19 protein-coding genes are annotated in these 22,898 nt (G+C 66.0%); 13 read left to right on the top strand and 6 right to left on the bottom strand.

Annotated features, from left to right (window positions below):
- Positions 1-202 precede the first annotated feature (202 nt).
- From Q0139_RS07485 to Q0139_RS07455, 7 genes are all read left to right on the top strand, one after another.
- On the top strand, positions 203-1,153 hold the full coding sequence (locus Q0139_RS07485) for a cation diffusion facilitator family transporter (protein ID WP_298019688.1): 951 nt from the start codon (positions 203-205) through the stop codon (positions 1,151-1,153).
- A gap of 241 nt (positions 1,154-1,394) precedes the next feature.
- A complete protein-coding gene (locus tag Q0139_RS07480) occupies positions 1,395-2,783 on the top strand; it encodes a TIGR03013 family XrtA/PEP-CTERM system glycosyltransferase (RefSeq protein ID WP_298019686.1) in 1,389 nt (462 codons plus the stop codon).
- A complete protein-coding gene (gene prsK, locus Q0139_RS07475) occupies positions 2,780-4,864 on the top strand; it encodes an XrtA/PEP-CTERM system histidine kinase PrsK (protein WP_298019684.1) in 2,085 nt (694 codons plus the stop codon). Before Q0139_RS07480 ends, prsK begins: the two co-directional genes overlap by 4 nt.
- Positions 4,864-6,222: a PEP-CTERM-box response regulator transcription factor gene (gene prsR, locus Q0139_RS07470; RefSeq protein ID WP_298019682.1), complete on the top strand. Its 1,359-nt coding sequence runs from the start codon at positions 4,864-4,866 to the stop codon at positions 6,220-6,222. The genes prsK and prsR overlap by 1 nt, the downstream gene beginning before the upstream one ends.
- Positions 6,222-8,297: a tetratricopeptide repeat protein gene (locus tag Q0139_RS07465; RefSeq protein WP_298019680.1), complete on the top strand. Its 2,076-nt coding sequence runs from the start codon at positions 6,222-6,224 to the stop codon at positions 8,295-8,297. The genes prsR and Q0139_RS07465 overlap by 1 nt, the downstream gene beginning before the upstream one ends.
- Positions 8,298-8,475: 178 nt before the next feature.
- A complete protein-coding gene (locus Q0139_RS07460; RefSeq protein ID WP_298019678.1) occupies positions 8,476-9,297 on the top strand; it encodes an ATP-binding protein in 822 nt (273 codons plus the stop codon).
- Between the two features lie 21 nt (positions 9,298-9,318).
- Positions 9,319-9,900 (top strand): glutathione binding-like protein, encoded by a 582-nt coding sequence (locus Q0139_RS07455; protein WP_298019676.1) that lies wholly within the window; start codon positions 9,319-9,321, stop codon positions 9,898-9,900.
- A gap of 21 nt (positions 9,901-9,921) precedes the next feature.
- Here the strand turns inward: Q0139_RS07455 and Q0139_RS07450 are convergent, their stop codons facing one another.
- Positions 9,922-11,721: an ABC-F family ATP-binding cassette domain-containing protein gene (locus Q0139_RS07450; RefSeq protein ID WP_298019674.1), complete on the bottom strand. Its 1,800-nt coding sequence runs from the start codon at positions 11,719-11,721 to the stop codon at positions 9,922-9,924.
- 134 nt (positions 11,722-11,855) lie between these two features.
- Between Q0139_RS07450 and Q0139_RS07445 the strand changes: the two genes are divergently transcribed.
- From Q0139_RS07445 to Q0139_RS07425, 5 genes are all read left to right on the top strand, one after another.
- Positions 11,856-14,045: a TonB-dependent hemoglobin/transferrin/lactoferrin family receptor gene (locus Q0139_RS07445; RefSeq protein ID WP_298019672.1), complete on the top strand. Its 2,190-nt coding sequence runs from the start codon at positions 11,856-11,858 to the stop codon at positions 14,043-14,045.
- Between the two features lie 23 nt (positions 14,046-14,068).
- Complete coding sequence (locus tag Q0139_RS07440; protein WP_298019670.1) at positions 14,069-15,046, top strand: DUF6607 family protein; 978 nt, start codon at positions 14,069-14,071, stop codon at positions 15,044-15,046.
- A 75-nt stretch (positions 15,047-15,121) separates the two neighbouring features.
- Complete coding sequence (locus tag Q0139_RS07435; protein WP_298019668.1) at positions 15,122-15,490, top strand: hypothetical protein; 369 nt, start codon at positions 15,122-15,124, stop codon at positions 15,488-15,490.
- A 6-nt stretch (positions 15,491-15,496) separates the two neighbouring features.
- Positions 15,497-16,174 (top strand): response regulator transcription factor, encoded by a 678-nt coding sequence (locus Q0139_RS07430; protein ID WP_298019666.1) that lies wholly within the window; start codon positions 15,497-15,499, stop codon positions 16,172-16,174.
- A gap of 116 nt (positions 16,175-16,290) precedes the next feature.
- Complete coding sequence (locus tag Q0139_RS07425) at positions 16,291-17,664, top strand: ATP-binding protein (protein ID WP_298019763.1); 1,374 nt, start codon at positions 16,291-16,293, stop codon at positions 17,662-17,664.
- 23 nt (positions 17,665-17,687) lie between these two features.
- Here Q0139_RS07425 and Q0139_RS07420 read toward each other — a convergent pair whose 3' ends face one another.
- Genes Q0139_RS07420 through Q0139_RS07400 form a run of 5 tightly spaced genes read right to left on the bottom strand, consistent with a single transcriptional unit; the run spans position 17,688 to position 21,625 of the window.
- A complete protein-coding gene (locus Q0139_RS07420) occupies positions 17,688-19,352 on the bottom strand; it encodes an SDR family oxidoreductase (RefSeq protein ID WP_298019664.1) in 1,665 nt (554 codons plus the stop codon).
- Complete coding sequence (locus tag Q0139_RS07415) at positions 19,349-19,819, bottom strand: thiol-disulfide oxidoreductase DCC family protein (RefSeq protein WP_298019662.1); 471 nt, start codon at positions 19,817-19,819, stop codon at positions 19,349-19,351. Before Q0139_RS07415 ends, Q0139_RS07420 begins: the two co-directional genes overlap by 4 nt.
- On the bottom strand, positions 19,812-20,615 hold the full coding sequence (locus Q0139_RS07410; RefSeq protein WP_298019660.1) for an SDR family NAD(P)-dependent oxidoreductase: 804 nt from the start codon (positions 20,613-20,615) through the stop codon (positions 19,812-19,814). Before Q0139_RS07410 ends, Q0139_RS07415 begins: the two co-directional genes overlap by 8 nt.
- Entirely contained in the window at positions 20,612-21,253 is a 642-nt protein-coding gene (locus Q0139_RS07405) for a glutathione S-transferase family protein (protein ID WP_298019658.1), read from the bottom strand. Before Q0139_RS07405 ends, Q0139_RS07410 begins: the two co-directional genes overlap by 4 nt.
- 51 nt (positions 21,254-21,304) lie before the next feature.
- Positions 21,305-21,625, bottom strand: coding sequence for a chorismate mutase (locus Q0139_RS07400; protein WP_298019656.1), 321 nt, complete (start codon positions 21,623-21,625; stop codon positions 21,305-21,307).
- 101 nt (positions 21,626-21,726) lie between these two features.
- Between Q0139_RS07400 and Q0139_RS07395 the strand changes: the two genes are divergently transcribed.
- A complete protein-coding gene (locus Q0139_RS07395) occupies positions 21,727-22,740 on the top strand; it encodes a polyprenyl synthetase family protein (RefSeq protein WP_298019654.1) in 1,014 nt (337 codons plus the stop codon).
- The last annotated feature ends 158 nt before the right edge of the window (positions 22,741-22,898 follow it).

Raw genomic sequence — 22,898 nt, 5'->3', positions numbered from 1 at the left:
TGGTCCCAAGATCAAGAGGCGTCCGATCCCCCAAACGCCTCGCAGGAGTTTTGATATGGACCGCTCGATCATTATCGGCCTCGCATCTTTCCTCGCCACCGTTTCGGTGCTCGCCGCGCCGATGATCGCCTAGCGGACGGTTCGGCCATTTTCGCCCATATGTCCTAGTATTACCGGCGGCTTTGCGCTTATGCGCTGATCCATGGCTGGCGGACATTCGCACGATCACCACCATGGTCACGGACACGGTCATTCGCACGACCACGGCCATCACCACCATGCTCCGACGAGCTTCGGCCGCGCCTTTGCGATCGGGATCGCGCTCAACACCGTCTATGTCATCGTCGAAGCGGGCTACGGGCTTGCCATCGGTTCGATGGCGCTGCTCGCCGATGCGGGGCACAATCTTTCGGACATTCTCGGGCTGATCATCGCCTGGACGGGGGCGACGCTGGCGAAGCGCGCGCCGTCCAAGCGGTTCACCTTCGGGCTGCGCGGTTCCTCGATCCTCGCCGCGCTCGCCAATGCGATCCTGCTGCTCGTCGCGGTCGGGCTGATCGCGTCGGAGGCGATCCAGCGGATCTTCTATCCCGCGCCGGTGGCGGGCGGGACGATCATCATCGTCGCCGCCATCGGCATCGTCGTCAACGGCGCCACCGCGATGCTGTTCGCGCGCGGGCGAAAGGGCGACATCAATATTCGCGGCGCCTATCTCCACATGGCGGCGGACGCGGCGGTTTCGGCAGGCGTGGTCATCGCCGGGGCGTTGATCCTGTGGACGGGCGCGACATGGATCGATCCGGTGACGAGTCTCGTCATCGGCCTCGTCATCCTGCTGTCGACCTGGGAGCTCTTGATCGGCGCGGTGAAAATGTCGCTCGCCGCCGTGCCCGAACATATCGACACCGACGAGGTCGAGGCCGATCTCGCCGCGCTCGATGGCGTCGCGCACGTCCATCATCTCCATATCTGGAACATGAGCACGACCGAGACGGCGATGACCGTCCACCTCGTCATGCCCGCCGGCCATCCGGGCGACGATTTCCTCCACGCCGCCCAGCACCGGCTGGAGGAGAAATACCAGATCGGCCATTCGACGATCCAGATCGAGCGCGGAGATGGTGGCGGGTGTGATGACGGGGAGTGTGGTTAGGGGTTCTTGATTGTCAGAATTTTCCTAGCGGAAAATCGCCGCACCAGCCCTCACCCCCACCCGACCTCCCATTTGCATACACTGAGTGGGAGGTCGGGTGGGGGTGAGGGCTGGTACGGCGCCGAGCCGAAGGCGAGGTCTGACATCCAGCCCGTAAAATTTCCCGACGAGGGAAATGTGTCGGATTTCTTTACGATTATGTCCTAAGGCCCGGTGAACAAGGGACTATGGACGAAATGCGTTGATCAGGCTGTTCAAACATTATGTGCCGCACGCGGTGCTGCTGCTCGGGATCATCGACTTCCTGCTGCTGATGGCGGCGGCGGAGCTGGGATGGATTTACCGATTGAGCGAGATCGGTTCGATTCCCGAACCGATCACGACGCGGATCCCGCAGTTGCTTGCCTTTGCCGCCGCCATCGAAATTTCGATGGTTGCGGTCGGCGTCTACGGCGCCGAGGCGCTGACCTCGCTGCGCTTCGCCTTTGCGCGGCTGCTGGTTGCCGTGTCGCTCGGCATCCTCGCCCTGTCGTCGATCTTCTTCCTCGTGCCCGATCTGTCGCTGTGGCGCTCGAACCTCTTCTATTCGATGTTCATCTCGCTGGGCTTGTTATTTTCCTTGCGGATCCTGCTCGGCAAGACGCTGGGCGGCGCGGCGTTCAAACGGCGCCTCGTCGTGCTGGGCGCCGGTCCGCGCGCGCAGCGGATCAAGGACCTGTCGAAACAGCCCGGATCGGGTTTCGTCGTCGTCGGCTATATCGCGATGAACGACGGGCCGCAGGAAATTCCCGAGGCGATCAATCGCGACGCGATTTACAATCTAGCCGATCATGTCGTGCTGCTCAATGCGAGCGAGGTGGTGCTGGCGCTCGAGGAACGGCGCAACGCACTGCCGCTCGAAGACCTGCTGCGGATCAAGACGACGGGCGTCCATGTCAACGACCTGTCGAGCTTCATCGAGCGCGAGACGGGGCGCGTCGATCTCGACAGCGTCAATCCGAGCTGGCTGATCTTCTCCGACGGATTCTCTGCCAGCCGCCGCATTTCGAGCGCGCTCAAGCGGCTGTTCGATATCCTTGCCAGCGCCGTGCTGCTCGTCCTGACGTTGCCGCTGATCGCGATCGCCGCGATCCTGGTGAAGCTCGACAGCAAGGGCCCTGCCTTTTTCCGCCAGAAGCGCGTCGGCCTGTACGGCCAGGAATTCGAGATGATCAAGCTACGCTCGATGCGGACCGACGCCGAAAAGGACGGGGAGGCGCAATGGGCGCAGGAGAACGACCCGCGCGTCACCCGCGTCGGCAAGGTCATCCGAAAGTTGCGCATCGACGAGCTGCCCCAGGCCTGGACGGTGCTGAAGGGCGAGATGAGCTTTGTCGGGCCGCGGCCCGAGCGCAAGCAGTTCGTCGACGATCTGGCGCAGAAGATGCGCTATTATTCGGAACGCCATATGGTGAAGCCGGGCATCACCGGCTGGGCGCAGGTCAATTACCCCTATGGCGCGAGCCTTGAGGATGCGCGGCACAAGCTCGAATACGATCTTTACTACGCCAAGAACTACACGCCTTTTCTCGACCTGCTGATCCTGCTGCAGACGGTTCGCGTCATCATCTGGCCCGAGGGCGCACGATGATCGAGGGTGTCGCCACCTACGGCCACGCCGCCGCGGCGATCCTGTTTGCGCTGCTCGGCCTGTGGCAATTCTCCTTGCCCGAGCGCCGCAAGGCGATGCGCGTGCTCGCCTTGGCCTTCCTGCTGACCGCCGCCTGGGCGGCGCTGGCCGCGATCTACGGACCGCAGGCGCCGCTGGCGCGAGCCGGCGAAACGGTCCGCAATATCAGCTATCTCGGATTCTTCTGGTTTCTGATGCAGCGCGGGCTCGACAGGGAGCAGCGGCCGTTCCTCGGCCTCCTCAATGTTGCGCTGTTCGCCGTCGCACTGATGCAGCTGACGACCGACATCTTCTTCATCGTCGAGCTCGAGCGAGACCTGCTCGCCGGTGTGACGTATGGATCCACGTCGATCTTTCACCTGCTGTTCGCGATCGGCGCGCTCGTCGTCGCGCAGGCGATCTACACCTCCTCGGCGCCCGAAACGCGCTGGGGCCTCCGGCTCACCATGGCCGCGCTGGCCGCGATGTGGGCGTACGACCTCAACCTCTACACCATCGCCTGGCTGACGGAGCGGACGCCGTTCGAGCTGCTCGCCGTGCGCGGCGTGCTGATGGCTGCCCTGATTCCCTATTTCGTGCTGTCGATGCGGCGCGGGTCCGAATGGAAGGTGCATCTGTCGCGCAAAGTGACATTCCGGTCGCTCTCGATGCTCGCCATCGGAGGCTATTTCCTCGCCATGTACTTCGCCACCCAGGCGATCGACATGTTTGCCGGGCGGCACGCCATTTCCGTGCAGATCGGGATCGTGCTGCTGATGTCGGCCGCGGCGGTCATCCTCATTCCTTCGGCCCGGGTGCGCTCCTGGTTCAAGGTGAAGCTGGCCAAGCATCTGTTCGAGCATCGCTACGATTATCGCGCCGAATGGATCCGGTTCAACGAGACCTTGGCCCGCCCGGGCGAGAATTCCGATCCGTTGGATATTCGTGTGGTCCGCGCTCTGGCGGAAATTACCGATTCGCCGGGCGGCCTGCTGTTCGAGCCCGATGGCGATGGTCGGCTCCTCGCCGGCGCGCAATGGAACTGGCATTCGCTTGAAACAGCGCATGAGCCGGCGCCCCTACCCCTGTCCGATTGGATGCGGGCGAGCGCGCATATCGTAGAGATCGACGCGCTGCGCCGCGAGGGAGATACCGGCGCCGCGCGCGTCGCGACGCTGCTGCCCGACTGGATCGTCGAAGCGCCGAAAAGCTGGGCACTGGTCCCGCTGATCCATCGCGGCGCGTTGACGGGGGCCGTGCTGCTGGAACGGCCGCGCGTCGACCGTGAGCTCGACTGGGAGGATCTCGACCTGCTCCGCATCGCCGGGCGGCAGGCGGCCAGCTATCTCGCCGAGGCGCGCGGGCAGGAGCAGCTCGCCGAGGCGCGGCGCTTCGACGAATTCAACCGCCGTTTCGCCTTCATCATGCACGACCTCAAAAATCTCGTCAGCCAGCTGAGCTTGGTCGCTCGCAATGCCGAGCGCCATGCCGACAATCCCGAATTCCGCGCCGACATGATCGCGACGATCCAGGATTCGGTCGGCAAGATGAACGACATGCTCGCCCGCCTCGCGCCGCAGGAGCGCGGCAAGGCGGAAGCATTGCGGTCCGTCTGTCTGCTGCAACTGGCGCGGAGCGTCGCCGCGCAAAAGGAGGCCGCCCACCCGATTGCGGTCGAAGGTGAGGGCGACCGGCATGTGCTCGCCGCGCCGGCCCGGCTTGAAACCGCGCTGCTCCATCTCGTCCAGAACGCCATCGATGCGAGTCCGGCCAATGTGCCGGTGCGGATTCTGGTCGACGGCGACCAAGCGGGGCGCATCTCCGTGATCGACGGCGGCGCGGGGATGGACGAGGCGTTCGTGCGCGACAGGCTGTTCCGCCCCTTCTCCTCCTCCAAGCCCGACGGCTTCGGCATCGGCGCCTATGAGGCGCGGTCGCTGGTCGCGGAAATGGGCGGGACGCTCACGGTCGAAAGCGCGCCCGGGAAGGGCAGCCGCTTCTCCATCACATTGCCCGACGCGCCCACCGATGCAGCGCCGGAAACCGAACGGATGATTGCCTGATGGCCGAGCAAAAGAAGACCTTGCTGATCGTCGAGGACGACGAGGGTCTGCAGCGGCAGTTGCGCTGGGCCTATGAGGATTACGAGGTGGTCGTCGCCGGCGACCGCGAGACGGCGATCGACATGCTGCGCCAGCATGAGCCCGATGTCGTGACGCTCGATCTCGGCCTGCCGCCCGATCCCGATGGCGTGACCGAAGGCTTCGCGACGCTGGAAGAGATGCTGAGTCTCAAGCCCGACACCAAGATCGTCGTCGCCTCGGGCCATGGCGCGCGGGAGAGCGCGCTCCGCGCCATCGCCAGCGGCGCCTATGATTTCTACCAGAAGCCGGTCGATATCGACGCGCTCGGCCTGATCGTCAGCCGCGCCTTCCAGCTCCATGATATCGAGCGGGAGAATGCCCGCCTCGCCGCGGCGAACGACGACCATACCGTGCTCGGCGGAATGATCACGGGGTCGCCCGAAATGCTGAAAGTGGCGCGCACGATCGAGCGGGTCGCCGCCGCCGATGTCTCGGTCATGCTGCTCGGTGCCAGCGGCACGGGCAAGGAACTGCTCGCGCGCGGCGTCCATGACGAAAGCCCGCGCCGCGACAAGCCCTTCGTCGCGATCAACTGCGCGGCGATTCCCGAAAACCTGCTGGAGGCCGAGCTGTTCGGCTACGAAAAGGGCGCGTTTACCGGTGCCGCCAAGACGACCGAGGGCAAGATCGAACTGGCCGAGGGCGGGACGCTGTTCCTCGACGAGGTCGGCGACATTCCCTTGCCGCTGCAGGTCAAACTGCTGCGCTTCCTGCAGGAGCGCGTCGTCGAACGGATCGGTGGACGCAAGCCGATCCCGGTCGATGTCCGGATCGTGTGCGCCACGCACCAGGACCTCGACGCGATGATCGCGGAAAAGAGCTTCCGCGACGACCTGTATTACCGCCTTGCGGAGATCGTCGTGACCATCCCCTCGCTCGCCGAACGGCCGGGCGATGCCGTCCTGCTCGCCAAGCATTTCCTGCGCAAATATGCCGCGGAGATGAAGACAGCGGTGACCGGCTTCGCGCCCGATGCGCTGGCGGCGATCGACAGCTGGAACTGGCCGGGCAATGTCCGCGAACTGGAAAACCGGGTGAAGCGCGCCGCGATCATGGCCGACGCCAAGCTCGTCACCGCCGCCGATCTCGATTTCGACGTGGCGGACGAGGACTCCCAGCCGATCAACCTGAAGGCCGCCCGCGAGATCGCCGACCGCAAGGCGATTACGAGCGCGCTCGCCCGCTCGCAGGGCAATATCTCGCAGGGCGCCAAGCTGCTCGGCATCAGCCGCCCGACGCTTTACGACCTGCTCAAGCAATATGAGATGAGCGCCTGATGAGCCGCCGTCGCCGCAGCAAGGCCCGGCCGCAGCGCCGCGTGCCGCTGCGCGTCGCGGCGATCGCCGCGGCGGGGCTCGCGCTGATGCTGCTGGCAATGCTGGCCGTTTCGCGCATGGGCGCGTCAGCCAATGCTTTCGAGCGCGCGCAGCAATTCGCCGAGGCCGGCGATCTCGGCGCCGCGCGCGTCGAAGCGATGAATGCGGTCGAGCAGGAGCCGGGCAATGAGGCGGCCTGGCGGCTGCTCGCGCGGACGCAATTGTCGCTGGGCGACGGGCAGTCGGCGACAGGAACCGTCGAGCGCGCCCGGGCGGCAGGCGTTCCGGCAGGCCGAACCCGTCACCTGATGGCCGAAGCGTTGCTGCTCAATGGCGATGAGGCGGCCGCGCTGGCCGAGACCGAGACCGGCGATATCGATCCCGAATTCCATGCCGCCACCGCCCGTGTGCGTGGCCGCGCATTCGCCCAGGCCGGCGAGATCGGTGCAGCGGCCGATGCGTTCAACTTCGCGATCGAAACCGCGCCGGAAGACCCGGCGCTCTGGATCGACATTGCGCGCTTCCGCATCGACACCGGCGAGCTTTCGGGCGCCATTGAGGCTGCCGACCGTGCGATCGAGCTGGCACCGGAAAATGCCGAAGCATTGGTGCTCAAGGGCGTGCTTGCGCGCACGCAATATGGCCTGGTCGAAAGCCTGGGCTGGTTCGATCGCGCCCTGGCGGTCGACGACGATTATCTGCCCGCGATGATCGAACGCGCCAAGACGCTGGGCGAGGCGGGGCGCTATACCGAGATGCTCGCCGCGACGCGCGAGATACTGGGCCGCGATGCCGGCAATCCGCAGGCGCTGTATCTTCAGGCCGTGCTCGCCGCCCGCGCGCGCAACTTCACTCTGGCGCAGCGGCTCGTGGAACTGACGAACGAGCGCTTGGACGGCATGCCGGCGATGCAGCTGCTGCAGGCGTCGATCGATTATCGCCAGCAGAATTACGAGTCCGCGATCCGGCGCCTCGAAACGCTGATCGAGGAACAGCCCGGCAACCGGACCGCGCAGCGGCTGCTCGGCGCGACCTTCTTCCGCTCGGGCGATATGGACGCCGCGATCGACACGCTGGCGCCGCTCGCCCGCCGCGCCGATGCCGACAGCTATGTGCTGACGTTGATCGGCCGGGCGCTGGAAGGGCGGGGCGATCGGACGGCCGCACTGCCCTATCTTCAGCGCGCCGCCATGGCCGCGCGCGGCGCCGTCGCGCCGGTCGGGACGGGTCCGGACGGCGTCAATCTCGGCGCGCTTGAGCAAGCGGCGGCCGAGGGAGGCGCGGGCGAACAGATCGCGCTTATCCGCGGCTATCTCGTGACCGGCCGGATCGGCGATGCGCTGGGCCGCGCCGAAGCCTTGCGAAATGCCAACCCGCAGGCGCCCGACGCCCATATCGTCCTGGGCGACACGCTGGCGGCGGCGGGAGACTTTACGGCTGCGGCCGCCGCCTATGCCGATGCCGCCAATATTCGTTTCGACGAACCGACGGCCTTGCGCATGGTCGAGGCGCTGATGCGCGCGGGACAGCCGCAAGGCGCGCTCGACGCGCTGTCGCTCTACCGCCAGCAGAATCCGCGCAGCATTGCGGCGGCGCGGTTCGCCGGCGATATCAACCTGTCGCTCGGCCGCTGGCGCGCAGCGATCGCGCAATATCAACTCGTCCGTGCGATGATCGGCGATCGCGACGCCTCGGTGCTCGCCGGGCTGGCGCTCGCCTGGCACGAAAGCGGCAATGAGGGCCGCGCCGCCGCGCTCGCCCGCCGCGCCTATCTGCTGGTGCCGATGAACCCAGCAGTGTCGGAAGTATATGGCTGGACGCTGTTCGATGGCGATATCGATCAGGCGCGCGGCATCGAAATGATGGAAAAGGCGCGCGACATGATGCCGAACAATAGCGCCACGCAATGGCGCCTCGCCCGCGCCTATGCGGCGACGGGGCGGAGGGCGGCTGCTGGCCGCGCCGCGCGGATCGCGCTCGCCGATCCGAACTTTCGCCAGCGTGAGGAGGCGCGGGCGCTGGCCGGGTCTTTGTAACCCCATTCCTCCCCGGCACGGGGAGGGGGACCGGCGAAGCCGGTGGAAGGGGCTATCCACAAGCACTGCGCCAGGGAGTTGAGCCCCCTCCGTCAGCCTTTCAGGCTGCCACCTCCCCGTGGCGGGAAGGAATTGCGCCCTCTTCCCCGCAACCCTCCATTCCCGCTACAGCGGGCGCATGACCGAGGACGCCCTCGCCCGTATCGCCGCCGCGCTCGAACGGCTATCGCCGCCGCCCGCCGAGGCTGCCGACCCGATGGCGCATCCGGCCTATATCTGGCGTGGAACGGCGCTTGCCGTGGCGCGTGACTTTGCGCCACTGCCGCTCGCGCTCCTCACGGGGATCGAACGGCAGAAAGAGACGGTGCGCGAGAACAGCCGCCGCTTGGCGCAGGGTGCGGCGGCGCATGACGTGCTGCTCTGGGGTGCGCGCGGAACGGGCAAATCGATGCTGGCGAAAAGCGTCGTTGCCGACCTGCAGGGCGCGGGCGAGAATATCGCGCTCGTCGAGGTCGCCCCGGACCGGCTCGAAACGCTGCCGGCGCTGTTCGAAGCTTTGGCCGGCGTGCCGCGCGCTTTCCTCCTCTTTATCGACGATATCGGCTTCGACGAACATTCGTCCGCGGTGCGGATCCTGCGCTCGCTGCTCGAGGGCGGGGCCGAGGCGCGGCCCGCAAATGTCCGCCTTACCGTGACGTCCAACCGGCGCCATATCGTGCCGCGCGGCATGGCCGAGCAGGACGATCCCATCAATCCGCGCGACGCGCGCGACGACAGTCTCGCGCTCGCCGATCGCTTCGGTCTCAGCATCGGATTCCACGCCGCAAGCCAGGACGACTATCTCGCCATGGTCCGCGCCTATGCCGATCATTTCGCTCTCGATTTCGACGCCGCGGACGCCGTGCAATGGGCGACGAAGCGCGGCGCGCGGTCGGGTCGGGTCGCCTGGCAATATGCCGTGGAACTGGCGGGCCGGGCGGGCCGTTCACTGGAGGACTGATATCTCTCGAGGAGCCTGAAAATGAAATTCTACTATTCGCCCGGTGCCTGCAGCCTCGCCAGCCACATTGCGCTCGAAGAGGCCGGCGCGGATTTCGATGCCATCAAGGTCGACCTGTCGAAACACGAGACCGAAGATGGCGAGGATTTCTACGCCATCAGCCCGCGCGGATACGTGCCTGCCATCGACACCGAAGAAACCGGGCTGCTGACCGAAATCCCGGCCGTGCTCACCTATATCTCCGACCGGTTCGACATGTCTCCGAAGGGCGCGGATTATTACAAGATGCTCGAATGGATCGGCTTCGTCGGATCCGAGATTCACGGGGCTTATCACCCGCTATTCGGCGATGCGAGCGATGCGGAAAAGGACGCAGCGCGAGAGAAGCTGACCAAGAAATACGAGCTGGCGACGCAGCTGCACGAAGGTGGCGACTGGCTGGTCGGCGATGGCCCGACGGTGGCCGACAATTATCTTTTCGTGACCACGCTCTGGGCCGGCAAGATGAAGGTCGATCTGCCCGAAGCCGTGAAATCCTATCGCGCCCGCAACCTCGAGCGTGAAAGCGTGCGGCGTGCGATGGCGGCCGAGGGATTGCGCTAGCCAGCCTTCGAGCAAGCGGCCTCAGCTCTTTTCCAACTCCTCCGCCATTTCTGCTACTTCGAGCCAGCGCTCCTCATGCGCCTCGCGGGTCGCACGGGCGTCCTCGATCTCTTTGGTCAGCGCGTGGAAGCGTTCCGGGTCCCGGGCGTAGAGATCGGCGTCGGACAATTCTTCTTCCGCCTTCGCGATCGCCGCTTCGATTTTCTCGATCTCGCCCGGCAGCCGGTCGAGATCGCGCTGGTCCTTGTAACTGAGCTTGGCAGCCTTGGTTTGCGGCGGGAGCGACGGGGCCTCATCCTTCGAGCCTGAACCGCCCGGCGATTTGGGAGTATCCCGGCGCGGCCGTCGCTTCTTCTCCCAATCCTCATAGCCGCCGGCGACGATATCGACATGGCCCGAGCCATCGAGGCCCAGCGTCAGCGTCACCGTCCGGTCGAGAAAATCGCGGTCATGGCTGACGAGCAGCACCGTGCCCTCATAATCGGCGATCACCTCCTGCAGCAGGTCGAGCGTTTCCATGTCGAGATCGTTGGTCGGCTCGTCGAGCACAAGCAGGTTCGATGTCCGCGCGAATTCTCGCGCCAGCAGGATGCGCGACCGCTCGCCGCCCGACAGCGTGCCGATCTTCGCGTCCGCCAGCGTCGGATCGAACAGGAAGTCCTTGAGATAGCCCTCGATGCGCTTCCGGGTTCCGCGCACATCGATCCAGTCGCCGCCTTCGGCGAGGATATCGCGCACCCGCTTTTCGGGCCGCAGCAATTTGCGCTGCTGGTCGATCACGACGCCCGACAGCGTCTTGGCGCGCACCACCTTGCCCTCGTCGGGCTCGATCTCGCCGGTCAGCAGCTTGAGCAGCGTCGTCTTGCCCGCCCCATTGGCGCCGACGATGCCGATCCGGTCGCCGCGCTGGATGCGTAGCGAGAAATCGCGGATGATGGTGCGGCCGTCATACCCTTTGGAAACATTTTCGGCGGTGATGACGCTCTTCGTCTTCACCTCGTCGCTTTCCAGCCCGAGCTTCGCCGTTCCCGCAGGGCCGAGCATCGCCGCTCTCTGCGCGCGCATCTGGTTCAGCTTTTCCAGCCGCCCCATATTGCGCTTGCGCCGCGCGGTGACGCCGCGATGCAGCCAGTGCATCTCGATCTTGAGCTTGGCGTCGAGCCGGTCGGCCGCCTTGGCCTCTTCCTCGTACACCTTCTCGACCCAGGCATCGTAGCCGCCGAAGCCGACCTCGTTGCGGCGGAGCTTTCCCCGATCCAGCCACAGCGTCGACCGCGTCAGGCGCTTCAGAAACGTCCGGTCGTGGCTGATGACGACGAAGGCGCCGTTATATCGGCCGAGCCAGTCCTCGAGCCATTCGATCGCGCCGAGATCGAGATGGTTGGTTGGCTCGTCGAGCAGCAACAGGTCGGGCTCCTGCGCCAGCGCGCGGCAGATCGCGGCGCGGCGCCGCTCGCCCCCCGATGCCGTCTTCGCCTCGCGACCCAGATCGATGTCGAGCTGATCGGCAATGGCTTCGACAGCGAAATGCGGCGGCCCGTCCTCGCCCGATGTCGCCCAGTCGAGCAGGCTCGCATGGCCGCCCATGTCCGGATCCTGCTCCAGCAGCACGACTTTCTTTCCCGGCTGGATCGTCCGCCGCCCCTCATCGGGTTCGATCTCATCCATCAGCAGCCGGAACAGCGTCGTCTTGCCCGCCCCGTTGCGGCCGATCAGCGCCAGCCGGTCGCGCGCGCCGACATGCAGGTCGAGGCCGCGGAACAGCCAATGGGTGCCCATGTTGAGGCCCAGGTCTTCGAGCGTGAGGATCGGTGCGGCCATGATGAGCGGCGACTTAGGCCGCGCAGCGACGACCCGCAAGCATGCCCGCTTGACCGCCCAAGCCAGGATGCGTAGAGGGCCTCAAGACTGATAATGCGAGTGAGTCGCAGTAGCATGCGATATATGGGGGCAATATGCATAGCAGGACATATAGCGCGGCCATCGCCCTGATGGCCTTTTCCAGCCAGCCCGCCTGGGCCGAGATGGCCGTCGACGGCGCCGGCAATCCGCAGATCACGGTGACCGCGACGCGGCTGCCGCAGCTGACCGACGAAGTACCGGCGACCGTCACCGTGCTGACCGAGGAAGACATTGCCGACCAGCTCGCTACCGATGTGCGCGATCTGGTTCGTTTCGAGGCGGGAATCACCGTCCGTCGCGCGCCCGCCCGCTTCGGCGCCGCGCTCGGAACCACCGGGCGGGACGGCAATGCCGATTTCAACATTCGCGGCATCGGCGGCAACCGCGTGCTGATCCAGGTCGATGGCATCCGGCAGCCCGACGGCTTCACCTTCGGCGCGCAGGCGGCGGGGCGCGGCGACTATGTCGATATCGGCCTCGTCAAATCGGTCGAATTCCTGCGCGGTCCGGCATCGGCGCTCTACGGTTCGGACGGACTTTCCGGCGCGGTCAGCTTCACCACCTCCGATCCGGAAGACCTGCTCGGCGAGGGCGGCGACTTTACCGCGCTGGCGCGCGTCAGCTTCGATTCGGCGAGCGACGAATTCTCCGAAACCGCGATCGTCGCGGGCCGGGCGGGCCGCTGGTCGGCGCTCGCCGCCTATACGCGCCGCGACGGCCAGGAACTCGACAATGAAGGCGATGTCGGCGGCACCGGTCAGACGCGGACGCTGCCCAATCCGCAGGACACCGAGTCGAACGCGTTTCTCGGCAAGATCGTCTTCGCGCCGAACGCGCAGCATCGTTTCCGCCTTACCGGCGAATATCTCGACAGCAATGTCTACACCGATGTGCTGAGCGGGCAGGTCACGTCCGCCTTTACCGGCGCGACGACCGACAGCCTGATCGCGGACGACAGCACCGAACGTGCGCGCGTCAGTTTCGACTGGCGTTACGAGGGAACGGGCGCGATCGATTATGCCTCGCTCGGTGTCTATTGGCAGGATGGCGAGAACCGCCAGTTCGCCGAGGAACTGCGCACGCCGCAGCCCGACCGCACCCGCCTCAACACCTTCGAGAACCGCGTCTTCGGCGCGAGCGGCGAGGTCCGTACCAGCTTCGGCCCCGAAAGCTTCCGCCACAATCTGGTGATCGGCGGCGACATTTCATGGACGCGGCAGGAAGGGTTGCGCGACGGCACCGTCCCGCCGACGGGCGAGCCGTTTCCGGCGCGCGCCTTCCCCACCACCGATTTTACGCTCGGCGGACTGGTCGTCGGCGACGTGATCGAGATTGGTGCTATGTCGCTGTATCCGGCGCTGCGCTTCGACTTTTTCGATCTCGACCCCAAGGCCGATCCCCTGCTGCCCAACTTCAACCCCACGGGGCTGGACGGGTCGCGCGTCACGCCGCGCTTCGGCGCCGTGCTCGATCTCGGCAGCGGCTTCAGCGTCTACGGAAATTACGCGCAGGGCTTCAAGGCGCCGTCGCCGACCCAGGTGAACCAGTTCTTCGAGAACTTAATCTTCGGCTATACCTCGCTGCCCAATCCCGATCTCGGCCCGGAAACCAGCGAGACATACGAAGCTGGCGTGCGGCACGGCGGCGAGATCTTCTCGGCCTCGTTAACCGGCTTTATCGGCCGTTATGACGATTTCATCAGTCAGCAGGTCGTCGGCGGCACCGGCGCACCGGGCGATCCGCTGCTGTTCCAGTTCATCAATCTCGACGAGGTGGAGATCGAGGGGATCGAGGGCCGTGTCGGGTTCGACTTTCCCGGCGGCTTCTCGATCGACGGCAGCATCGCCTGGGCGACCGGCGAGGTGATCGGCGTCAACGGTATGGAATCGCCGCTGTCGACGATCAATCCGCTGGAGATCGTGCTCGGCGCCGGCTGGACGGCCCCGCGCGACCGGTTCGGGATCCGCGCGTTCATGACGAGCGCGGCGCGCAAGGATTTCGAGGATACCACCGGGCTTTGCACGGGCGAATGCTTCCGGCCCGACAGTTTTACCGTGTTCGACCTGACGGGTTTCGTCCGCTTCAACGAGAATTTCACGCTGCGCGCGGGCCTGTTCAACGTCTTCGACGAAAAATACGCCTGGTGGGCCGACGTCAACGGCCTGCCCGCCAGCGCCCCCGATACCGACGCCTATACGCAGCCGGGACGCAATTTCCGTGTTTCGCTGTCTGCCCGGTTCTGATCCGATTTTCAGGGAGAAATATAATGACTCGCAATTGCATTAAGTGGGCATTGGCTGCAGCGCTGCTGGCGCCGGCGACGACGGGTTTCGCCACCGATCCGGTGCCCGAACGCAGCGCCGCCGAAGAACAGGCCGCCTTCGAGGCGGACCGCGCCGCCATCCTCGCCATGGCCGGCGACTATCGGGTCACCTTCGACATGCGCGAGACGACGAGCTGGCGCGAAGATTACACGCCGCTCGAACCGAAGATGTCGGGCGGTTTCGAAAGCGTGCGGGTGATCGAGGATACGGGCGAACGGATCGTGCTCCAGCATCTCCTCGTCGTCGGTACCGAGGAAGATCCGCATGTCGTCAAGCACTGGCGGCAGGACTGGGTCTATGAGCCGGAAACCTATCTCGCCTATGTTGGCGAGGGGCGCTGGGACGTGGAGGAGGTTCCCGAGGACCGGCGCGAGGGCGCCTGGTCGCAGACGGTGTGGCAGGTCGATGATTCGCCGCGTTACGGTGCCTATGGCAACTGGACCGATCAGGGCGGCGTGCACCGCTGGCGGTCGAGCTGGACCTGGCGTCCGCTCGCCCGCCGCGATGCGACGCGCAATCCGCGCTACGACCGCTATCTCGCGATCAACCGCCATTCGCCCTCGCCGACAGGCTGGATCCACTGGCAGGACAATCTCAAAATGGGGCTCGTCGAGGGCGAGGTCGAACCCTTCGTCCAGGAAATCGTCCTCAACACCTATGCCCAGTCGGACGAGTATGATCCGGCACCGGCAGAGGAATATTGGGCCGCGACGCAAGGTTATTGGGCCGCCGTGCGCGAGGCCTGGGACGAGGCGATCGAAGCCGATGGCGGCGTCACGCTGACCGAGGAACCCAATATGGGCAACACGATCTCGGCGACGCTCTACGGCCTCGGCTCGGCAATCGCGGCGGGTGAACGCGACGTCGAATCGGCCATTGCCGAAGCGCGCGAAGCGATCCGCACGGGGACCGGAGGCTGATCCGGCGGAATGTTTCGGCATGGCCGCGCGACCGCCCGTGGCGCATGAGTCGCGGCATTGCTGCAACAGTGTCGCTTGAACAAAGCCGTGCCGACACATTCACCACTTGTTCAATGCGGCATGGCTATGCCAGCCGTCATGACCATGGTCGCACGCCTTGCCCTAGCCTTCGCCATCGCCGGAATCGCGATGACGCCTGCGCCTGCGCAGCTGCGCAGCGAGCAGGACGCGGTGCTCGACAATCGGGTTCAGGGGCGGGCGATGTCGCTGCGCATGATCGAGCGGCGCGTCGTGCAGCAGATGCGCGGCGCCGACTATCTCGGCAACCCTATTTATTTTGAGCGCAGCAACACCTATCGCATGACGTTCATGCGGGACGGCGAGGTGATCCGTGTCGAAGTCGACGCCTCTTCGGGCCGCATCCGGGACCGCAGCGACAGGTAGACCCATATGCGCGTATTGATAGTCGAAGACGAACCGACGCTCGGCCGCCAGCTCCAGGCGACGCTGGAGGGCGCGGGCTATGCCGTCGATCTCGCCACCGATGGCGAAGACGGGCATTTTCTCGGCCAGACCGAAAGCTATGACGCGATCGTCCTCGATCTCGGCCTGCCGGAGGTCGACGGGCTGACGGTGCTCGACCGGTGGCGCAAGGAAGACATCACGGTGCCGGTGCTCGTGCTCACCGCGCGCGACAGCTGGTCGGACAAGGTGGCGGGCCTCGATGCCGGGGCCGACGATTATCTCGCCAAGCCCTTCCAGACCGAAGAACTGATCGCCCGGCTGCGCGCGCTGATCCGCCGCGCCAGTGGTAATGCGTCGAGCGAGCTCGTGGCCGGGCCGGTACGGCTCGACACGCGCTCGGGCAAGGTCAGCCTTGATGGCGAGCCGGTAAAGCTGACGGCGCAGGAATACAAGCTGCTCAGCTATCTCATGCATCACAAGGGCAAGGTCGTCAGCCGGACCGAGCTGATCGAGCATATTTACGACCAGGATTTCGACCGCGATTCGAACACGATCGAAGTGTTCGTCACGCGCATCCGCAAGAAGCTGGGCGCCGATGTGATCACGACGATCCGCGGTCTCGGCTATGCGCTCGAAGACCCGAACGAGCGACGGGCGGAATAGCGGAAGGGTTTTGTCAGCTCGACCGATGGGGGGAGCCCGACAATCATCACCGTCGCGCCCGGCTTTGTCGCTGCAACGATAGGGTCTAAGGTGAATCCATGGACCAACCGGTCGAGATGAAGCCCGAAGAGCAACTGACGCAACTCCAGCGCCGCCGCGGCCGGATGTCGCTGACGCGGCGCATGATCGGTGTTGCCGCGATCTGGATCGGCGTGCTGCTGGTGACGGGCGGGCTGGCGCTCGATCGGGTACTCACCCAGGCGATCACCCGCAATTTCGATGCCCAGCTCGAATATGCGCTCACGGCCATGATCGCTTCGTCCGAACTCGGCCCCGATGGCGAGGTCCGCTTCATCCGGCCGCTCGGCGACCAGCGTTTCCTCGAACCCTATTCCGGCTTTTACTGGCAGGTTTCGGCCCCGGGCCAGGAACAGTTCCGCTCGCGCTCGCTCTGGGACCGGGCGTTGCCGCTCGGCGAGGAGCATGACGATAATGTCATCCACAGCTATGACAGCACTGCCTTTGCCGGGGAGCCTCTGCGGATTCTCGAGCGCGATGCGCGGCTGCCCGAAAGCGACCAGACCTTCCGCTTCCAGGTCGCCTCGTCGCGGGAGGCGCTCGACGCGCAGATTCGGGTGTTGCGGCAGACGATGGTGCGGTCCTTCGCGTTGCTCGGCATCGGCCTTGTCGTGATGGCGGCGCTGCAGGCCTATTTCGGGCTCTGGCCCCTGCGGCGCGTCCGCGAGTCGATTTCCGATATCCGTTCGGGACGAAAATCGCGCGTCGACGAGACGTTGCCGCGCGAAATCGAGCCACTGGTCGACGAACTGAACGACCTGCTCGACCATAACGAGACGCAGGCCGAGGAGGCGCGGCGCCATGCCGGCAATCTGGCCCATGCGCTGAAGACGCCGTTGACCGTGCTGCAGAACGAGGCGGCGGTAGAGGCGGAGACGCTACCGGCGACCGTGACGCGCGAGGTGCGTGCCATGCGGCGGCAGGTCGATCATCATCTCGCCCGGGCGCGTGCCATCGGCCGCCGCGGCGCCGGCCAGTCGCGCGCCGATGTGTGGCCGTCGCTGGTCTCGGTCGAGCGGGCGGTGTCCCGGCTCTACGACAGCGTCACCATCGATATCGCCGGGCAGAAGGACGCCGCCGTCCATGTCGAACGCCAGGATCTCGACGAACTGCTCGGCAATCTGATCGAGAATGCGGCCAAATATGGCGGCGGGCGCGTGTTCGTGACGGTCGAGACGGTCGGCGTTTTCGTCGAGATCGCGATCGAGGATGACGGGCCCGGCATCCCCGAAGCCGAGCGCGAGACGATCTTCGAACGCGGGGCGCGGCTTGACACCAACAAGCCCGGTACCGGCCTCGGCCTCGCGATCGTGCGGGACGTGGCCGACATTTACGGTGGCGATGTCGCGCTGCTCGAAAGCGAGGATCTGGGCGGTCTGCTCGTGCGATTGAGGCTACCGGCGGCCGCCTGATCATCACGGCCTGCCGCATGGGATCATGCCAGGCCGGGCGGCGCTGCATCGGCCTTCTCGTTCGTGACGGGATCGAGCCAACCGCGATAGCGAACCACCGTCCCGATCAGCGGCAGCGCGATCGGCACGTCGAAATGGAATCGCTTTCCCTCCACATATTCGCGTGCCGGGCTTTTCGGCGCCAGCGCGCGCGGCAGCGGCAGAGGGCCGCACCACCAGCGATCGAGATCCATCTCCAGGCTATCCGGCGCGGCGCGCAAGGCGAAGCCGAAGCGAAACGGCCCGAAGCGTTCGACGAGCCGGTCGCCGCGCGCCGAAAGTTCGCTGCGCATGCGATGTCCGTCGAAGGTGCGCGTCCAGGTCTCGACGCCGTCACGTTCGCTCATCCGGACATGCAACGGGATTCGCGTACCGGCTGGCGGAAAGCGGAACAGCCAAGCGATCAAACGACCGATCGGATTTCGCCCGCGTGCGATCCGCGCCTCGCCCGTCGCGTTCAGTTCGCCGGCCACCTCGTGCATCGCCCGAATTGCCGCCGGAAGCCGGTCGAAATCTTCACCCATCACGCGGCGGTAGAGCGGAACACAAGGCATTTCGGTCTGCGTGGTGCGGATCGCCAGCGGGGCAAAGCCCAGCTCATAATCGGCGAGATCGATCAGCCCGGCGGCAGGCCGCGCGCCCGGCCCAATTTCGCCGTCGCGCAGCCGCGCGAGCAACGCGGGAACCGCAAGGCACGGTACCCAGGGGCCGTCGCCGTTTCGGGCAAGCAGCTCCCATTTGCGGCGGACCGCCGAGCCGCCAAGCCATCCGGTAAGCTCGACCCGCATCGCCGATCGCTCGCCGCCAATGCCGCGCATCAGCCGCTGGACCAGATGGGCGGGGACGGTCAGCCGCCTGCCATCCGCGATGATCCCTCGCCGGACGAGCCAGGCTGTCCACTGCACGGCGCGGTTCTGCAGGCCGATCTCGGTGCCCGCACGGAAACCGATAGCCGGTGCCCCCGGATAGCGTCCGGGGAGCAGCACATGATCGGGTATGTCGCACAGCCCCGCCAGCCGCCGATAGGGCCTGCCGTCGCTGTCGAAAGTGACGCGCCGCCATTCGCTGCCGCCGGTCGCCGTCTCCCACATCCCGCTGCGCCATAGCGGCATCGGCTTGCCGGCATAAGAGAGCACGGCCCGGGTGATCGCAGGCGAGGCGGCGGCGCGGTTGCTGGCGCTGAGGACGATGTCGATCGTCGCGACCCGATCGAGCCCGGCGGCGAGGCGATCGCAGACGGCGGCGGTCAGCGCCGGGCATGTGCTCGCACCGGAAACGACGGCCAGCCCCGCCTTGCGCGCCTCGGCGTCGAGCGCACCGATCCCGGCGACGAATTCGCGCGCATCGGCGATGTCGCAATAGTGCAGCCCGGCGGCGATACATGCGCGGGGCAACCGATAATCATTGCCCTGAAACGGTCCCGCCGCATCGACCAGCGCCCAGGCGCCGAACGACTGCAGCGCGTCCGCGTCCACTTCGCTCCGGTCGATCGCCGCGGGCGTCAGCTCGCCCTCTCTCGCCCGGCAGAAGGCGGCGGCGCGTTCCTCGCTGCGGCCTGCGACGACGACGGCAAAACCGCGTTCGGAGAGCAATTCGGAAATGCGCGCGCCGAAACCGCCATAGCCGCCGACAACGATCACGCGCTTCACAGCAGCCGGTCGCGAAGACCCGGCTGGCCTATCACGCAGGCCGTTTGATGGCCGAACCAGCGATAGCGGCGCCGCGCGATGAAATTATAGAGCGCGTCGCGCAACGGTCGCGGCACGATCCACAGCGCCGCGCCGAGCTTCCATGGCCAGCGAAGCCGCCGCGCGATGCCGATGACCGCGGTCGATCGCTGCGCGATCCGGCCGTCGGCGACGAGCAGATAGGTATCGAACCGGTCGGTCGGCAGGCCGAGATGGCGGTAGAGCGCCTGGCCGATCTCGCCCTGGGCCGGCGTCATGCGGAAGCGCCCGCCGGTGTCCAGCCGCGCGATCAGACGCATCGAACGCGAGCACAGCACGCAATCGCCGTCGAAGATGATCACCGGCTGGCTGTCGTCGAAATCGGGAACGGATGGGTCGTCGCGATAGCCGGGCTGTTCCCGCACCGTGGCGCCCGCCCGATCACGCATTCTTGATCGTCAGCCCGCCATCGACGGGGATTGCCGCGCCGGTCAGGAAGCTCGCCGCAGGAAGCACGCACGACAATGTCATATGCGCGACCTCTTCGGGGATGGCGTAGCGGCGGAGCGGCACGCGGCGCTTGGCGTAGATTTCCTTGTGCTCGTCCGGGATCGCCGCGACGAGCGGCGTGTCGATGGGGCCCGGGCAGATGCAATTTACCGTGATGCCTTCGCGCCCCAGATCCACCGCCATGCCCCGCGTCAATCCGATCACGCCGTGCTTGGCCGCGACATAGGGGCTGTTGCCCGGCGTCGCGCCCAGCCCTTCGGTCGACGCGATGTTGACGATACGCGGATGTTCGGCCTTGCGCAGCCATGGCAGGGCGGCGCGGACCATACGCTGGTGCGCGGTCAGCATGACGGCGAGCGTCGGCTCCCAGGCGGCGTCGTAGTCGCCGTCCCAATCGCCAGGGATCGCGAAGCCCGCATTGTTGACGAGGATGTCGATGCCGCCGAACGCCTCCGCCACCTCGCCGGTGACGCGGATGATCGCGTCCTTGTCCGAAACATCGAGTGCCCACGCCCTGGCCGATCCCGCATAGTCATCATCGGCAATTTCGGCGGCGACCGCGTCGGACGCGTCCTGCTCCAGATCGGTGACGGCGACATGGGCGCCCTCGCTGGCGAAGAGATGCGCGGTGGCGCGGCCCATGCCGCTCGCCGCACCGGTGACGATGGCGGTCTTGCCCGCGATCGATCGGCTGAGCGGCCGGTAGGGGGGCAGAGAATCGGAGGGTGCCGTCATGTCGCAACGCCGACCTTGTCGTCCGCGCTGGCCGCGGCGCTGGGCCGTGTCGCGATGCGGTCCTTCCAGGCGGCGAGGTTCGCCAGCCCGTCGGGCAGCGGCTGGCCAACCATGGCTCCGAATTCGACGAAGCAGAACAGCACGATATCGGCGAGGGTGAAGCGGTCACCGGCCAGCCATTCGCGATCGGCCATCCACGCGTCGAAGCTTTCGAGGCCATCCCGCGCGCAGGCTTTCAGCCCGTCGGCGCCTTCCGGCACGAGGCGCATGCGCGATTCGAAAAGCGCCTTTCCCTCCGCCGCGCGGAAGGCGGTCGTCATCGGCATGATGATATCGAAATCGAGCCGCCGGATGAGCATGCGCGTCTCGGCGCGTTCTTCCGGTGTCGTTCCGATGAGCGGCGGTTCGCCTTCCAGCTCCTCCAGATATTCGCAGATGGCGACGCTTTCGAAGATGTGCGTCCCGTCATCGGTTTCGAGCAGCGGCAGCTGTCCGAAGGGGGCGATGTCGGTATAGGGCGCGCGCCGGTTCGCCCCGCCCATCAGGTCGATCCATTCCCGATCGATGGTGAGTCCCTTTTCGGCGATATACATCAGCACGACGCGAGGATTGGGTCCGACGGACTGGTAGAGCTTCATGGCGTTTCTCTCCTTAATCGGGGGCGCGGGCGGGATTCTTCGGCCCGGCGGTCATAGCGGGTCGGGGGCGTCGAATTCCTCGCCGCGGACAATCCGGTGATGGCGCACGACCTCGTCGATGATGATGCGAAGAAAGCGCGTGAGGAATTCATGGCTGAGACCCGTTTCCTCGGCGAGTGCCTCCAGCCGCTCGACCTGGCGCCGCTCGCGGCCGGGGTCGACGGGCGGTACGTCGTTCGCCGCCTTCCAGTAGCCGACCTTGGTCGTGATCTTGAAGCGTTCGGCGAGCAGCCGGATCATCTGCGCGTCAATCGTGTCGATCTCGTCGCGCCATCGGGCAAGCGCGTCTTCGGGGTCCGGCTCGTCTGTCATCAGGCGCCTTTTCGCCGTCGCAACCGCATTATGCAAGCATTGCGAAGGCGGCGCTCGGCGCTTGCCTTTCGCGGCGAATCCGCCCACATCGCGCGGCGACCATGAGCGCCACCGTCACCCCGATCCGCGGCGATGCGCCGCCCTCGCTCGATCCGATGATCGCGCTCGTCGCCGCCGACATGAACAAGGTCAATTCGGTGATCCTCGGCCGGATGCAGAGCCAGGTGCCGTTGATCCCGGAACTGGCGGGCCATCTAATCGCGGGCGGCGGCAAGCGGATGCGGCCGATGCTGACGCTGGCCTGCGCCAAGCTGCTCGATTATCCGGGCGACCGGCAGTGCAAGCTCGCCGCCTGTGTCGAGTTCATCCATACCGCGACGTTGCTGCATGACGATGTCGTTGACGTGTCCGACCAGCGGCGGGGCAAGAAGACGGCGAACGTGATCTGGGGCAATCCGGCGAGCGTGCTCGTCGGCGATTTCCTCTTCAGCCGCTCGTTCGAGCTGATGGTCGAGGACGGCAGCCTCAAAGTGCTCAAGATCCTCTCGAACGCCAGCGCGGTGATCGCCGAGGGCGAGGTCAGCCAGCTGACCGCCCAGCGCCGGGTCGACACGAGCGAGGATCATTATCTCGAGATCATCGGCGCCAAGACGGCCGCGCTCTTCGCCGCGGCCTGCCGGATCGCCGCCGTCGTCGCCGAACGCGACGAGGAGGTCGAGGAGGCGCTCGACGCCTATGGCCGCAATCTCGGCATCGCCTTCCAGCTCGTTGACGACGCGATCGATTATGTTTCCGACGAGGAGACGATGGGCAAGAATAGCGGCGACGATTTCCGCGATGGCAAGGTGACGCTGCCGGTCATCCTCGCTTATGCCCGCGGAACGGCGGAAGAGAAGACCTTCTGGCGCGACGCAATGGAGGGGCGACGCGTTTCCGACGCCGATCTTGCGCATGCGAAGGACCTCCTCATCCATCACGAGGCCGTGTCCGACACCATGGCCCGCGCGCGCCATTACGGCCAGCGCGCCATCGACGCGATCGGCGGCTTCCCTGCCGGCCAGGCGAAGAGCGCGCTGGTGGAAGCGGTCCGCTTTGCGGTGGCGCGGGCGTATTAGTTTGTCAGAATTTTCCTTCGGGAAAATTCTGACCATAAATGCGGGCTGGTGCGGCGACCTCGCGATAGCGAGATTCTGACAATCGAATGTAACCCATCGGCCACAGCCGCGACATCTTTACCACGACCCTTCCGGTCGCGCGGCGAGGGGCGCATAGC

The sequence above is a fragment of the uncultured Parasphingopyxis sp. genome (assembly GCF_937129435.1).
Classification (GTDB): Bacteria; Pseudomonadota; Alphaproteobacteria; order Sphingomonadales; family Sphingomonadaceae; genus Parasphingopyxis.
Note: the sequence above shows the minus strand (reverse complement) of the source record. Positions and strands in the feature narration are given on the sequence as shown.